Source organism: Frischella japonica (assembly GCF_014489845.1).
Classification (GTDB): domain Bacteria; phylum Pseudomonadota; class Gammaproteobacteria; order Enterobacterales; family Orbaceae; genus Frischella; species Frischella japonica.
Map to the genome: position 1 here is coordinate 1 of NZ_JABURY010000007.1, position 14,363 is coordinate 14,363.

Annotated in this window: 12 protein-coding genes; 8 read left to right on the plus strand and 4 right to left on the minus strand. The window is 33.2% G+C overall.

The features are described 5' to 3' along the window. The 4 genes from FcAc13_RS03640 to FcAc13_RS03655 all read left to right on the plus strand — a co-directional run. On the plus strand, positions 1-1,329 hold a 1,329-nt coding region (locus tag FcAc13_RS03640; RefSeq protein WP_187754854.1), incomplete at its 5' end, for a hypothetical protein. A 10-nt stretch (positions 1,330-1,339) separates the two neighbouring features. Next, positions 1,340-2,026, plus strand: a complete 687-nt coding sequence (locus tag FcAc13_RS03645; protein WP_187754855.1) for a hypothetical protein — start codon at positions 1,340-1,342, stop codon at positions 2,024-2,026. A gap of 108 nt (positions 2,027-2,134) precedes the next feature. Next, on the plus strand, positions 2,135-2,824 hold the full coding sequence (locus FcAc13_RS03650; protein WP_187754856.1) for a hypothetical protein: 690 nt from the start codon (positions 2,135-2,137) through the stop codon (positions 2,822-2,824). Between the two features lie 108 nt (positions 2,825-2,932). Then, complete coding sequence (locus tag FcAc13_RS03655) at positions 2,933-3,091, plus strand: hypothetical protein (protein ID WP_187754857.1); 159 nt, start codon at positions 2,933-2,935, stop codon at positions 3,089-3,091. 268 nt (positions 3,092-3,359) lie between these two features. Here FcAc13_RS03655 and FcAc13_RS03660 read toward each other — a convergent pair whose 3' ends face one another. Both FcAc13_RS03660 and FcAc13_RS03665 read right to left on the minus strand, forming a co-directional pair. Beyond that, a complete protein-coding gene (locus FcAc13_RS03660; protein ID WP_187754858.1) occupies positions 3,360-4,538 on the minus strand; it encodes a capsular polysaccharide export protein, LipB/KpsS family in 1,179 nt (392 codons plus the stop codon). A gap of 1,238 nt (positions 4,539-5,776) precedes the next feature. Next, complete coding sequence (locus FcAc13_RS03665) at positions 5,777-6,679, minus strand: AraC family transcriptional regulator (protein WP_187754859.1); 903 nt, start codon at positions 6,677-6,679, stop codon at positions 5,777-5,779. Between the two features lie 247 nt (positions 6,680-6,926). Here FcAc13_RS03665 and FcAc13_RS03670 point away from each other — a divergent pair, with 247 nt between their 5' ends. The 3 genes from FcAc13_RS03670 to FcAc13_RS03680 all read left to right on the plus strand — a co-directional run bounded on the left by FcAc13_RS03670 (position 6,927) and on the right by FcAc13_RS03680 (position 9,154). After that, positions 6,927-7,547, plus strand: a complete 621-nt coding sequence (locus FcAc13_RS03670) for a carboxymuconolactone decarboxylase family protein (RefSeq protein WP_187754860.1) — start codon at positions 6,927-6,929, stop codon at positions 7,545-7,547. A 101-nt stretch (positions 7,548-7,648) separates the two neighbouring features. Further along, entirely contained in the window at positions 7,649-8,080 is a 432-nt protein-coding gene (locus tag FcAc13_RS03675) for a cupin domain-containing protein (RefSeq protein ID WP_187754861.1), read from the plus strand. Positions 8,081-8,128: 48 nt separating this feature from the next. After that, positions 8,129-9,154 (plus strand): alpha/beta hydrolase, encoded by a 1,026-nt coding sequence (locus tag FcAc13_RS03680; RefSeq protein WP_187754862.1) that lies wholly within the window; start codon positions 8,129-8,131, stop codon positions 9,152-9,154. Between the two features lie 998 nt (positions 9,155-10,152). Here the strand turns inward: FcAc13_RS03680 and FcAc13_RS03685 are convergent. Both FcAc13_RS03685 and FcAc13_RS03690 read right to left on the minus strand, forming a co-directional pair. After that, entirely contained in the window at positions 10,153-10,944 is a 792-nt protein-coding gene (locus tag FcAc13_RS03685; protein ID WP_187754863.1) for a Vgb family protein, read from the minus strand. Positions 10,945-10,969: 25 nt separating this feature from the next. Then, positions 10,970-12,169: an MFS transporter gene (locus FcAc13_RS03690; protein ID WP_187754864.1), complete on the minus strand. Its 1,200-nt coding sequence runs from the start codon at positions 12,167-12,169 to the stop codon at positions 10,970-10,972. Between the two features lie 550 nt (positions 12,170-12,719). Between FcAc13_RS03690 and FcAc13_RS03695 the strand changes: the two genes are divergently transcribed. Next, entirely contained in the window at positions 12,720-13,574 is an 855-nt protein-coding gene (locus FcAc13_RS03695) for an aldo/keto reductase (RefSeq protein ID WP_187754865.1), read from the plus strand. The last annotated feature ends 789 nt before the right edge of the window (positions 13,575-14,363 follow it).

Here is a 14,363-nt window from a genome sequence, read left to right on the forward strand (position 1 = left end):
CTTAAAGGGGTTAAGTTAGCAGCCTATTTAAGGAATAATCGACAAATCATCAGATGGGTGAATAAAATCCTAAAAGGGGGCGGTGCTCAAGCCGGATTAGCTTTGGCCAAGGTTGGTGGCGGAATTTTAGGTATTATGGCGATTATTGATGGTTTTGATACCATGTCATCGGGGGCAAGTTTAATTAAGGATGGTGAAGTTGCCGCAGGGAGGGTGCTAATAATTTGTGGTGGCGGGCAAACGGTGATAGCGGTTTTAGGTTTATTACAACTGTTTAACATTATCGCAATTGCAGGACCGTGGGCGATAGGCTTAGTGGTGTTATCGGTTATCTTTATGATGATAGTGTACATTTTTCGCGACGAGAGTTTGGATTGGTTGCCGATAGAATATTGGGCGAATCGTACGCTATTTGGCAAGAAATATAAAGATAAAAAGTGGCCGGCCTATCCACCAAATTTATTGGGCACTGGGATTGCGACCAATGATTATTTAGCAGCAGTACAAGGCTTGCATTGTAATATTGAGTTTGGCGAACGTTATGAGATGGCCTATCGTGACAGGATCCCCTATATTCAACAAAAGACCCTTAAGTTAGAGCAAACGTACCAAGAATTTTATGAAAAGATGCAACTCGCCACTAACGAAGCAGAAAAAAATTACTTAGAATCGCAGTTGGAACGCTTAGTTAGTCAACAAACTAATATGCATATTTATCAAGTAGAAAGCCTAAGAAAAGGGATCTACACTAATCATAATAGAAATTTGGAATTAGCGATGATAAAAAACAGTTGGCTCCCTGAAATACAGTCAAAGATGCAAGGTCTTTATGTGCAGATGGTATTACCGAATTATGATGTTGATATAAGTATACTTGAGGCGGTGCTACATCTCTGTAAAAATGGTCAAACGATGGTTTTATCGATGACTAATCAAAGGCGTTATCTTGATATTCAACCGATATTCGGTGCGTTAACTACGGTGGCATTGCGTGGAGAGAAGAAAGAGCCAATAATTAATAAAAAAAGAGACAATACCGAAGGAGTAACTAAAGATGAATATTATGATGCAATTGAAATACCGAAAAAAGATACCGTGACCGGGTTAACAATATTAACCAATGATGATAAGGGCAATCCGTTACCGTTGTTGCAAAAGACCACTCATCATAAAATCACCTATAAAGTGGCTGAAATCTATGGTGAACATGAAATTTACCTTAAAGTAAAATACTGGCAAAGCGGTAAAACACAAGCACGAAAAGACCACAACGGTCATCTTGAGGTTATCGAGTTAGCGCCGCTGGTTCAAGAATATCACTATCAATAGGAGCAATAAGATGCAATTAAGCCGATTAAAATATGCCGTATTATTAGCGTTACTGCTGTTATTAAGCAGTTGTCAGGATTATAAGGCGATGAAAGCGCGTTTAGTCAACGGTTATCAAGGATTAGATGCCTATTGTTTGTACGTTGGGAGAATAACAGGATTTCCATATTTAGCCCAACCCGTCAACCTCTGGAGTAAAGAGAGTAAAAATCTTTCCGATAAAGAGATACTGGATGAATTATTACCGGCATTTGAACAAGCGGGTTTATTAAGCTCAGTTCTGGCGGAGGGTAAAGATGGACAATTGTATCCGCTTTATAGCTTAACTGAAGAGGGGAAGCGTTATTATAAGCAACCCAAAGCTGCTTTAGTCAATCATCGGGATGATTTAAAAGATGCGCAGTTCTGCTTTGGTCGGCGAGAGATTTTGGACGTGACGAATATCCGCGATCGGGAAACCGATTTGTATGGTGGCCGAACCACGGAAACGATAGTCGATTTCACCTACAATTTATATGATGTGCCTGAGTGGGCGAGCCATCCGGCTTTGCGGAAAATTAAGTACTATAATATTCATTTTAACGGTGATGAAATGAATCAAGAGGGGCAAGTGTACTTAACTAAAAAGGATGGCACTTATTATAATTATGGTACAGGTCGCTCAATAGGAACGGATCGAATAGGCTACTATTTATAATTGAATCCATTGATAGGACACGAGCACGAAAAGACCACAACGGTCATCACGAGCTTATCGATTTAGCGCCGCTGGTTCAAGAATATCACTATCAATAGGAGCAATAAGATGCAATTAAGCCGATTAAAATATGCCGTATTATTAGCGTTACTGCTGTTATTAAGCAGTTGTCAGGATTATAAGGGGATGAAAGCGCGTTTAGTCAACGGTTATCAAGGATTAGATGCCTATTGTTTGTACGTTGGGCGAATGGTAAACGGATTTCCCTACTTAGCAGCTCCTTTAGATATTTGGTTGGAAGAGAGTAAAAATATTTCCCATACAACTCGAGTAAATGAGCGATTAGCTGCGTTTGAACAAGCGGGTTTATTAAGCTCAGTTTTGGCAGAAGGAAAAGATGGACAATTGTATCCGCTTTATAGTTTAACGCCGGAGGGCAAGCGTTATTATAAAACCAATAGAACAGCAGGATTTGTAAATATTGAAAATTTAAATGATGTACAGTTCTGCTTTGGTCGGCGAGAAATTTTGGACGTGACGAATATCCGCGACCGGGAAACCGATTTGTATGGCGGCCGTACCACGGAAACGATAGTCGATTTCACCTATAATTTATATGATGTGCCTGAGTGGGTGAGCCATCCGGCTTTGCGGAAAATTAAGTTCTATAATATTCATTTTAATGGTGATGAAATGAATCAAGAGGGGCAAGTGTACTTAACTAAAAAGGATGGCACTTATTATAATTATGGTACAGGTCGCTCAATAGGAACGGATCGAATAGGCTACTATTTATAATTGAATCCATTGGTAAAACACAAGCACGAAAAGACCACAACGGTCATCTCGAGCTTATCGAGTTAGCGCCGCTGGTTCAAGAATATCACTATCAATAGGAGCAATAAGATGCAATTAAGCCGATTAAAATATGCCGTATTATTAGCGTTACTGCTGTTATTAAGCAGTTGTCAGGATTATAAGGCGATGAAAGCACGTTTAGTCAACGGTTATCAAGGATTAGATGCCTATTGTTTATATGTAGGTGTTATTGACTTCTCGAAATAAAAAGTCCTTGTTTGCTTAGCTTGTTACTAGTTCGGTACCGACTATAGGCTGGATAATCAATAGCATAACGAATAGCGAACGATTCGGTTAGATCATCAACATGGTTTTTAAGTTTATGTGTTCGTCGATTCCTTGGTATTAGCAAATCAATTCCTCCTTTATCGTCAAGTTCTTTTCTGATTAAGTCGGAACTAATGCATATTAATCCATATTGATACGAAAAAAGAAACAATCGAATTAGCTAAAAAGCCCAACTAATGGGCTATAGCTAATGTAATAATTTTTTTAATAACATCTTAATAATTATAATTGGATTATTTCGCAATTTTTTATTTATTTCTTTTAATCTATTAGATTCAATTTTTAGTAATTTATTATTTCTTTCTAAATCTGATAATTTGCTTTGTAAATCAAGTTGTTGTTTTATTATTAATTCTATCTCAGAACTATTATTTGGGGTTCCTGAATTAGCTTTAAAAGTTGCAATGCAATTATCTATTATTCTCTCAATTTTATTTAAATCATTAAAGTCACACCAATATTCAGATAATAAAAAAGCTACAATTTTTTTTTGAAAATCATTCATATAAGTTAATTCATTAGAAAAAACTTTATTAATATCACTTAAGTTGTTTATTTTATTAGATGCCTCATACCATTCACTTTTCCCAAAACAGTAGACGGCTTTATTTGCAATCAAAGCTTCGAGACTAACACCTGAATTGCAAGAAATCACAGAATGAGAATTTTTAATTAAGTCATGAACATTAGAATCCGATAACTGTATATATTTATTTTCAATTTGAATAATTTTTAGTAAATTTTTTATAGCACTTGATGGGCATAAAGGATGTCTTTTGATTACAACGTTAAACTTTAAATCACTTGCTAGTTTTGAAATATACTCAATAACCTCTATCATATCTAAGTTAGCATGTTTAGCTGCTGAGTCGTTAACAACTTGTAATGGGAAAAAAACGTATCTTTCAGGTAGTTTTTCGATATTGTTGTTTTGCTCATATTTTGATAGTTTAGTGGATAGGAATTTGTTATATTGCGCTGATATTATTTTTTCAGCATTCTGTATACTAATTGAATTAATTTGATCTCTATAATTATCAAAATTAATTGTAATATCAGACCAACCACAATAACCACTTTTATCAATTGAATACTTATTAACAATTGGAGACTCTTTGTAGCTCCATGTGTTAGTTTTATTTTCATATGAATGAAAAGAGAATGTTAAATGATTTTTAAATTCTATTCTCTCCTCGCCATATGAGGGAAAATTAGTTGAAATAACAGATATTGGTATTTCCTTTAAAGAGAGAATAGATAAAAAATTTCCTAAAAATTGCCTATGCGTACTGTTTTTCTGAATACTATTGTAATCACGAGCCCAGCCATTGCTTATTTCAAATATTATTTTTTCGATTTTTTTCATTTTTAATTATATTAAGATTTTTCAAATTTGTTAAATAACGAGTTAAACGATTAATATAAAGACATAACACCATTTATAATACAGTATTTAACTATTTATTAAGTAAAATTTATCACACATAAAGCACGAGAGATAACATTTTACAAAAAAAACTTCTACATGGTTATTTATTTTATTTAACAAGTTAACAAAACCTATCGCTAAATATTTGGATATGATGATAGCTGCTGATTTTATTATCACGATATCACGTTATTGAAATTACCCAGAGTAGTTAAACGATTCGTACTTTATCAACTGCTTTAATAAGTGTTGTTTGTACAACTACAGATGTAAATCAAAACTATTTCTCACTCAATACACCTGTTGTAATTACCAATGTTCCCTCGTTACTATTGTGGTTCATGTCCTGAAGGAGATGCCCTATAATAAATTTAATATTTCAGTCGCATCAACATCAAACAAACCTAATTATTCCAAGCAAAAAATTATTTTCATACCTTCTTCTTAAATTTTTGTTAATAGTATCTAATTTAGGTGATAGGGACAATAAAAACTTCTAAAACGGCTTAAATTTATATAAAGTTAATTAATCTTTTGTGACGACTGCCAAAACTTTGTTCTAATTGTCAATTGTGTTTTTACGAAAGATGTGTAAAATTTCTTTGTTAACAATTTATTGAGTGCTATTCAAACTTTGCTTATATTCATAACCCATCAAATAAAAAGTGTCTCTAAAAGTTAGATCTTGCACTAACAATGCTGGCTCTAATAATTCTATTTGATAATACATTCATTTAGCAGCTTTATAATACCATCCTACATCATAAAATCTTTATCAGAAAAACACCAATGTTATTTATACCGTTTAACCACTTGATAATTTATTCGAATTAAGAAGCTAGTTAATACTAGTTGCGTAGGGTTGTGAATTGCTGATCAAGTTTTCTGTAAATAGTTTATATCTTTCATCGATACGATAAAGAACATCAAAATATTCTAATCAATATTATTCTAATACCTTCCTGATTTCTGGTTTTACTTGATTAGTATTCAATATTGAATAACCAACTGTTGAACATCGAAATTGGAAACATTTATGCTATTGTAAACCTTATTTTGAAAGGGGAAAGCTTCATCACCATACCTAAGCTTAGTGCATGATGATGCTTAATCTTTTTAAGTTTAGCTGTTCAATCTAAACCTATGTGAATATATTCAAGTAAATTTGCTTTGATTTAAATCCGTTTATAACCTTTGCGTATTTTTAGCACATCTTGCAAGGGTGTTTGGTTGAATAAGTTTTTATATTCACGATTAAATTGTGTTGCACTTTCATAACCGACTTTTAAGCTGGCTTGAATCGCTGTCATATTCTCGCTGACCATTAAACGCCGGGCTTCATGTAATCTAAGTTGTTTTTGAAACTGCAACGGGCTTAAACTTGTTACTTTTTTAAAATGACGATAAAAGCTAGAGAGTGACATATTCGCTTGATTGGCCAGTTGTTCCATTTTTATTGGCTCTCTAAAATGCTCTTTTAGCCAATCGATCGTATTCGCAATACGATAACTTCTTGTTTCTGGCATACAAATTGATATTAGCGCTTCACCAAATGGGCCGATTAAAAGTAGATAATGAATTTCTTTTATGATTAGTGGCGCTAAAACTGAAATTTGTTCAGGTTTATCCAACAACTTGAGCAATCGATAAAAAGCATTGATTAGATCATCTTCAGCCTTTGAGACAATAATACCATTAAAACTTTGTTGCCAAGGTTTATTTAATTCCGGGTATTCTATTAATAACTCTTTAATTAATTTATTATCAATCAAAAGTGACAATGAAAGAAATGGGGCGTTTGTCGTCGCATTTTTAATTGTGTTTATCGTTGGAATATCAATCGAGGTTATAAGATAATCACCTTGTTTATAATGATAACGTTTGGTGCCAAGTAGAGAGCTTTTTTCACCTTGTATTATCATTGTAATCATAGGATGATAAAAACAATTTTCTAAACATATATCTTTATTTTTGCCAACTTCACGCCTATAAATGCCAAAGTTTTTAATTTGTGTTGGATAATCCCCCACAGTTGGCATTCTTTTTAGCATTATTTTTTTAATTTCTTTTTTTAACATAGAGATTTCTCTATTTATTTAAATTTCTCTATTAGCATATGATTTCTGATAGGATTAGGCAACTTTTTGGCAGGATCGGCTCTATTGGATGTTATTATCAGATCTTATAATAATAAAAAACGAAGTGAAATACATTAGCATCAGCATCTAATAAATTATCTATCATTTTTAGTCGCACTTAATAGTCAAAATCTAGGGTGGTTAGCAAAAGTTTGCAGTATTAACTAATTGTTTAAGGGCAAAGGCTATGAATATTTTAACACCAAAAAAAGGATCGATTGTTACTATTTCCGCTTTTATGTCTAAAGGCGATATGATTGGCTTAAAGCAAGCTTTAATTGATGGATTGAATCAAGGATTAACCATTAATGAAATTAAAGAAATTTTAGTTCAACTTTATGCCTATGTAGGTTTTCCAAGAAGTTTAAATGGTTTGAGTGCCTTTAAAGCGCTACTAGAAGAACGTCAAAAAGAAGGCATTACTGACACAGTTGGTTCTACTTCGGCACCATTACCGACTAATTTAAGCGCTTTAGAATTGGGTACAAAAATTCAAACAAAAGTTGTAGGCAAACCGGTTACGGGTGGCATTATGGATTTTTCACCTACTATTGATCAATTTTTAAAAGCCCATCTTTTTGGCGATATTTTTGGTCGAGATATTTTAAGTTATGAAGATAGAGAGATAGCGACATTAGCTGCGCTATCAACCTTGCAAGGTGCCGTTAGTCAGATTAAATCTCATGTTCAAATTGCGCAAAATGTCGGAGTATCTCCCACTCAATTAGATGGCATTGGGAATATTTTAAAATCAAAAATTGGTGAAAACGAATTTGAACGATTCAACCGGGCAGTAAAAGTCCAATAAAAAATTACAACCAAATGGATATAGTAAATATATCCATGTTTCACAAAATAAGTTTTATTACACAGATAGCTTTAAATCATTTCCTGACGAGGATAGTTATTATGAAAATAATCAGTCAATCTGAATTTGAAAAACATAATTTATTTGGACAGGGTGAGCCGAATGTAAATTATGCTAAATATTTTATTGGTCAATCTTATCTAAATTTATTAACAGCAAAGTCTCCCTTATTAGTTGCAAATGTCACATTTGAACCTGGCTGTCGAAATAATTGGCATATTCATCATGCATCACAAGGTGGGGGGCAAATTTTATTATGTACCGCTGGTAGCGGTTGGTATCAAAAATATGGGGATAAGCCAATAAGTTTAGAGCCCGGTATGGTTATCACCATTCCTGCGAATGTAAAACATTGGCATGGCGCTAAGATTGACTCATGGTTTAGCCATATCGCTATCGAAGTGCCGGGTGAGGATACCTATAATGAGTGGTGTGAAGCGGTATCTGAAGAAGATTTCCAAAAAATATGCTAATTAATTAGATTTAAAACATTAATTTCAATGTAGCTAGGAGATATTGAAATGACTAATATCTGTTCACAAACGGTTATTACAGTTCCACCTCAGACAATTCAGTTAGAACAACGTTGGGATAAGATTTTTCTACAAAGTGATAAAGTTGAGCATTTTAAAGTTACTTTTAAGAATCGTTATGGCATTACGCTTGCCGCTGATCTATATCGCCCAAAAAACAGCCCAGATAAATTATCTGCTATTGTTGTCGCAGGACCATTTGGCGCCGTAAAAGAGCAGGTATCGGGTTTTTATGCGCAAACTCTAGCAGAGCGAGGATTTTTTGCTTTGGCATTTGATCCTTCTTTCACTGGTGAAAGCAGTGGATTACCACGAAATCAGGCTTCAGTTGAAATCTATACCGAAGATTTTAGTGCCGCTATCGATTATATTGGATCTTTAGATTGCGTTGAGCGGGAGCACATTGGCATTTTGGGCATTTGTGGTTGGGGTGGTATGGCTTTAAATGCCTCATCGATTGATACGCGAATTAAAGCGGTAGCAACCGTTGTCATGTACGATATGAGTCGAGTTATTTCTAAAGGTTATAATGATAGCATGACAGAAGGGCAACGATTAGCAATGAAACAGTCATTGAATAATAGCCGCTGTGACGATTCACAACATAGTTACGCCACATTGAATCCAAGAAACAATATTACCGTTGATCAAATCACGGATGAAACACCACAATTTATTGCAGATTATTCTCGTTTTTATACCACTAAACGTGGTTTTCATATTCGTTCTGTCAATTCAAATCCGAATGGTTCATGGGTGTTAAGTATGCCACTTTCATTTATTAATCAGTCGTTATTGAATCATGCTCATGAAATTGAGTGCCCAACATTAATTATCGCCGGTGAAAAAGCGCATTCTCGTTACTTTTCAGAAGATGCGTTTAATAAGGTTGGCAGTAAAAATAAAGAATTAATGATTATTCCTAATGCAGTGCATACTGATTTATATGATAATACCACCAATAAAATTCCCTTTGATAAATTAGAAACGTTTTTTAGCGCTAATATATTATAAATTTTTTATGATTTAAAAATAAGAAAATGCTTTGCAGTGAAAAGATAATGAATTACAGAACTTGAAAAAATTTTAAGCTTTATCTTTTTATACAGATTATCAATCACTACATGTTTAGTAAGACCGAAGAGATTTATAAAAAGTTTTTGCTTTAATACTGCTTGATGCGGTTTCGAATAAAATAGCATTAAGCCCCTAAAGTTATAGCAAAATAATTGACTCGGTCATATCCAATAACTTTACAGCTTTGACATGGCCGAGGTGTGTTGCTAATTTATCTAAAAGTTCTAATTTATCTGTTTTGCGATTTTATTTATGTCCGATACTCTTTTATACGCTATACAATAACGCCAGAGTCAGATTGAATAAAGACTATTACACATTAACTAACAATCGATTTTAGCCGAATGTAATTTTTTTGACATATTTGACGTCTTTTAATTTTAACATTGGGATTATCAATGCCGAACATTTTATGTTCATTAGTTTTTTAATACATACAACAAATCTAATTATGGTTAGGATGCTTCGCTCACCTTGAGCCACAAATATAAAATTATCAACATATTCTTTGTTGCAAACTGCTTAGTTTGTACTTTACCATCATTCTGTAATTAACCAATAACGGTTAATTGGGTTGTTTTTTGGGTGTAGATATACCAATATTTACGGGGTTAACCATCAAAAAATTCGAAATAGCTTGTTATCATTGTTATTTATAGCCAATAAAGCTATTCATCGGTGATTATATATTTACCGTTTTTTTTGCGAAGATTATGTGTCTAATAATATATGGCAAAGATCATTAATAGCAAATAAAAAAGTAAACATTACCTAACAAGCATATCGGCTAATATTTACCTTGCTAAGTATATTTATGGAGGATAAGTATCTTCAACAAGGTAATAAAAATAAGTGTTTAACAAATATATTTTATGGTGATGAGATTTTAGACCGTTTAATAAAGGCAAAGTATTTTACCTAACTATCTTAAAAAATTAATTCTCATCAAATCTATAAACCGAGCCATCTCCCCAGGTCCCTATATAATAATGATTGTTGTAATATGCTAATGCGACGGCGCCCGATAAGGATGATACCAAGGTACTAGTCTCTTTAGTTCGCACATCAATTTTGCGCACCATATTGGCACCATTATCAATTACCGCAACTTGGGTAGGTGCAATCGTCACAATGCCTACCCCTGGGCGATTAAAATCACGACCTAATTCCGTTTTATTACCATTGGGATCAATTAATGTGAGACGACCACTATATTGAGAAACAACTAAGCTATTATCAGGGAGTTGAGTAACTCCGACCGGTGTCGATAGCCCACGTACGATTATTTCTTTCTTACCACTGTTTAAATCCAGCGAAACGATTTCCCCCGCTGAACGATTGGTAATGAGTAATTTTCCTGAATTTGAAAATGCTATACCTGTAGGTGTATGATAATTTTCAGAAATTTTTTGAGCATGACCATTGGCTGTGATTTTTAGAATATAATCATCACTATAAGATGACACATAGATATTATCTTGTTTATCAATGACAATACCGGCAGGCGATGAAATGTCAGAATAAAAGGTCTGACGTTCCCCATTCGTTTTTATTTTTATAACTGAATTGCCAGACCAATTGGTTACATACATAGCACCTGTACTATCAAACGCAATGCCTGTCGGAGCATTAAATGATTTTGCCATGGTGGTTAATTCAGCCATACTCATTCCTCCATTTAAAGATAAAAATATAAAAGTGATAACATGTAAAAAATTTTTTTTCATAATAAAATTTCCCATAAATTAGAATCTATTTTTTTATTCTTTGTATTCCTAACCAAGCTAAGAATGCATTAAAAAATGTTAAAACAATGCAGGTAATAATCACACTAATCCAATTCCAGTTTTCATAAAGTATTCCTAATGTATAAGTTCCAAGGCTACCGCCAGCTAAGCAGAACAAAAGGTATAAGGAAGATATAGCACCTCTAGAATGAATGGTAACAATTTGATTAAGCATTGCAATAAGAATGGGTTGAATACCAAAAACGACAAGAAATAAACAAAAAATACCGAGTATTAGGTATAACAATTCTGAGCTAAATCCAATCATTATGACGGGCGCTATTACGCATAATAAACAAATGATTAATAGTCGTTCTTTACACATAAATTGTGACAGTTTTCCTGTAAGTGTTGCTCCAATTGTTGCACTTAACCCGACAAAATTTAACCATCCTAAAGTAGTTGATGATAAATAGAATGGCGCATTTTTTAAATGAAATGTTAAAATTGAAGATAATCCAAGATAAACAAAAAAAAGTATAAAACCGATTATTAGAAAAATAATTACGGAATGATTTAGTAATAATTTTGCTGCATCAATGTAAGTGCGACTAATGCTAAATTTAGATGTTTTTTTTGTTTTTTTTATTGCGAATGGAATAAAAAAACATGCACAGATGATTAAACATGCATAAATCATAAAAGCAACTTGCCAAGACCAGTAATCTGTCAGCATGGCTATCATGCTACGACTAAAAATAATGCCAATAATAGAAGCTGAAATCATCACCCCCATGGTTTGTGGTAATTTTTCGTTAGGGGTATTTCTAGCTGTATATGCAAATAAAGCCGCAGGTACTGCAGCAGCAAAAAAGCCTAATAATGACATGATAAATAAAAATAGGTTAAATGAACTGATAATACCCGATATACCCAGACAAAAAACCGTTCCGATACAACCAAAAAGCACTAATAATCTTGTTGCTATTCGATCTGATAATGGACCATAAATAAAAAATGAAATTGCATAGAAGCAACATGCTAAACTGAAAACATTGCGTGCTTCCAAAATATCTATATTGAAACTTTTGGAAATTTCCTGAAAAATAAGCTGGCTTATGTAAACTGAACCGACTAAAAGTATAATTAAAATAGCCGAAACGATAATACTTGTTTTTGTTTTTAGCTGTTTTGAATATACTACCGGCGTGACATTTGACTGCATAATTTAAAATCCTATTCAACGTGCGTTAAACGAATTGCAACGCTTTTTTTCTCAACGTAAATTTTGAAATGACAATCCCAATATTGTTGAATTAACATAACGAATAAAAGACTATATAAAAAAATCAAAATACCGAAATACTTATTTGGTGATATGAAATTTATATCAAAGGGAAGTGAAAAAATATTAAACGTACTTTATTTTATGAAGAATAAGATAATTAACTTTAACAAAGTAACAGAGCTACTCATATTTTTATGCTTTCGGTAGTTTTAATGCTAAGGGGTTGAACGTATTAAAACATGATCAAGTTTTTTTAGATAAAGTATTATTCTAAACTTGCAAGTAATCTTTATTGACGTAATAGTTTAAATATATGCAATCCCTAACGATATCAGTAAAATCGTTAAGTTGTTTTTAAATTACCATACAAGTCTCAAAATAAATCATTAATGAAAAAATTTCACTATAGAATATCATCATAACCACCTTATCTAAACTGCTGGCGAAACTATAATATTTTTATTTTTCCAAATAAAGAGGGGTCTTTATGTTAACTAAAATAAAATTAAATAATGGTATCGAAATGCCTATTTTAGGGTTTGGTGTTTTTCAAATGAATAATCAAGCTGAGTGTGAAAAAGCAGTGCATGATGCAATAGATTCAGGCTATCGGTTAATTGATACAGCAGCAAGTTACCAAAATGAAACTGAAGTTGGTAATGCTATTCGTGCACATGGGATTGATCGAGCAGAATTATTTATTACGACTAAATTATGGTTGCAAGATGCCAATTACAATGGTGCTAAGGCACAATTTGAACGCTCATTAAATCGTTTGCAATTAGACTATATTGATCTATATTTGATTCATCAACCTTATGGCGATGTTCATGGTGCTTGGCAAGCAATGCAGGAACTTTATTCAGCAGGTAAAGCTCGTGCTATCGGTGTAAGTAATTTCCAACCAGATCGATTAGCTGATTTAACCGCCTTTCACACTACTATTCCTACTGTGAATCAGATTGAAATTAATCCATTTCAACAACAACATGAAGCAGTGGCTTATATGCAAAAAGAGAGCATAACTCCTCAAGCCTGGGCACCGTTTGCTGAAGGGAAAAATGGTTTATTTACCCATCCGGTGTTAGGTCAAATTGCCGTTAAATATGGCAAAACGATAGGGCAAGTGGTTTTACGTTGGTTAGCACAACGAGGCATTGCGAGCTTGGCAAAATCTGTTCGTAAAGAGCGAATAGTCGAAAATCAAAATATCTGGGATTTTGAACTTTCTGATAAAGATATGCAACAAATAGCAGCGCTTGATACAAATACAAGTCAATTTTTTGATCATCGAGATCCGGAAAAAGTAAAATGGTTAACCAGCCGGAGATTGGATATTTAGTTTTTTAGCGAGAGAGGTTGTGAATTAAAGATAAGTCAATTGCTTAAGAAACAACAAAATATTAATGAAAAAACACAATGTATAGAAAGATATACAGATTGATTTTTTCATTAATTTGAAATATTAGGTTGTAATATTAAAATCAGTATTTATCCATCTCATTTTATACGGCGCCTTAGGCAAACTGACTAGCAACTTACTACAAACAGTTTAGCTTATAAATTCAGCGATATAGGTTGTGGTAGGCATAAACCTCTTTACAAAGTGAGAAACCTATTAAAATTGCTTGATCCAGTCAAACTATTGCTTTTATAAGAGATGACGGCTGTATTGCGCACGGTGGATGATACAATTTTTATATATTTCTAGATGAAATTTTCGTAGGTGCAACTGATTACTAAAGCAAAAAACACACCCTTTTGGCGAAATAGGCTAAAGGTTTTTAAAAGCTCAAATAACTTAAACGCAATGTGGATGGTTACCGCAGTTAGGCTATAGCGATTTAAGAGGGTCAAAACGTCCTAAAAGTGCATAATTGGTTGTTTAATAATCCAACGCGAATCATTGCTAATATTGTTTAGCCAAATCGCTTTTTAAAGCTTATTAGCAATATTAACTACAGGCTACTATCACAAGTAGTACAAAAAATAATTGATTTAAATTAAAAAATAACCTATCTTTAGGAATGAATCTGCTTATCGTTATTGTGCATAAAAAACTTAATAAGTGAACAATAATAAACATTGATTGCAAATAATAAGGAATTCCTATGGCGATCTCACAGCGAGA

Bases quoted from the DNA above. Each gene is read 5' to 3' on its own strand.
- FcAc13_RS03670 (WP_187754860.1), top strand. From the start codon at position 6,927: ATGAATATTTTAACACCAAAAAAAGGATCGATTGTTACTATTTCCGCT.
- FcAc13_RS03655 (WP_187754857.1), top strand. From the start codon at position 2,933: ATGCAATTAAGCCGATTAAAATATGCCGTATTATTAGCGTTACTGCTG.
- FcAc13_RS03665 (WP_187754859.1), bottom strand. From the start codon at position 6,679: ATGTTAAAAAAAGAAATTAAAAAAATAATGCTAAAAAGAATGCCAACT.
- FcAc13_RS03685 (WP_187754863.1), bottom strand. From the start codon at position 10,944: ATGAAAAAAAATTTTTTACATGTTATCACTTTTATATTTTTATCTTTA.
- FcAc13_RS03680 (WP_187754862.1), top strand. From the start codon at position 8,129: ATGACTAATATCTGTTCACAAACGGTTATTACAGTTCCACCTCAGACA.
- FcAc13_RS03675 (WP_187754861.1), top strand. From the start codon at position 7,649: ATGAAAATAATCAGTCAATCTGAATTTGAAAAACATAATTTATTTGGA.
- FcAc13_RS03660 (WP_187754858.1), bottom strand. From the start codon at position 4,538: ATGAAAAAAATCGAAAAAATAATATTTGAAATAAGCAATGGCTGGGCT.
- FcAc13_RS03645 (WP_187754855.1), top strand. From the start codon at position 1,340: ATGCAATTAAGCCGATTAAAATATGCCGTATTATTAGCGTTACTGCTG.
- FcAc13_RS03650 (WP_187754856.1), top strand. From the start codon at position 2,135: ATGCAATTAAGCCGATTAAAATATGCCGTATTATTAGCGTTACTGCTG.
- FcAc13_RS03695 (WP_187754865.1), top strand. From the start codon at position 12,720: ATGTTAACTAAAATAAAATTAAATAATGGTATCGAAATGCCTATTTTA.
- FcAc13_RS03690 (WP_187754864.1), bottom strand. From the start codon at position 12,169: ATGCAGTCAAATGTCACGCCGGTAGTATATTCAAAACAGCTAAAAACA.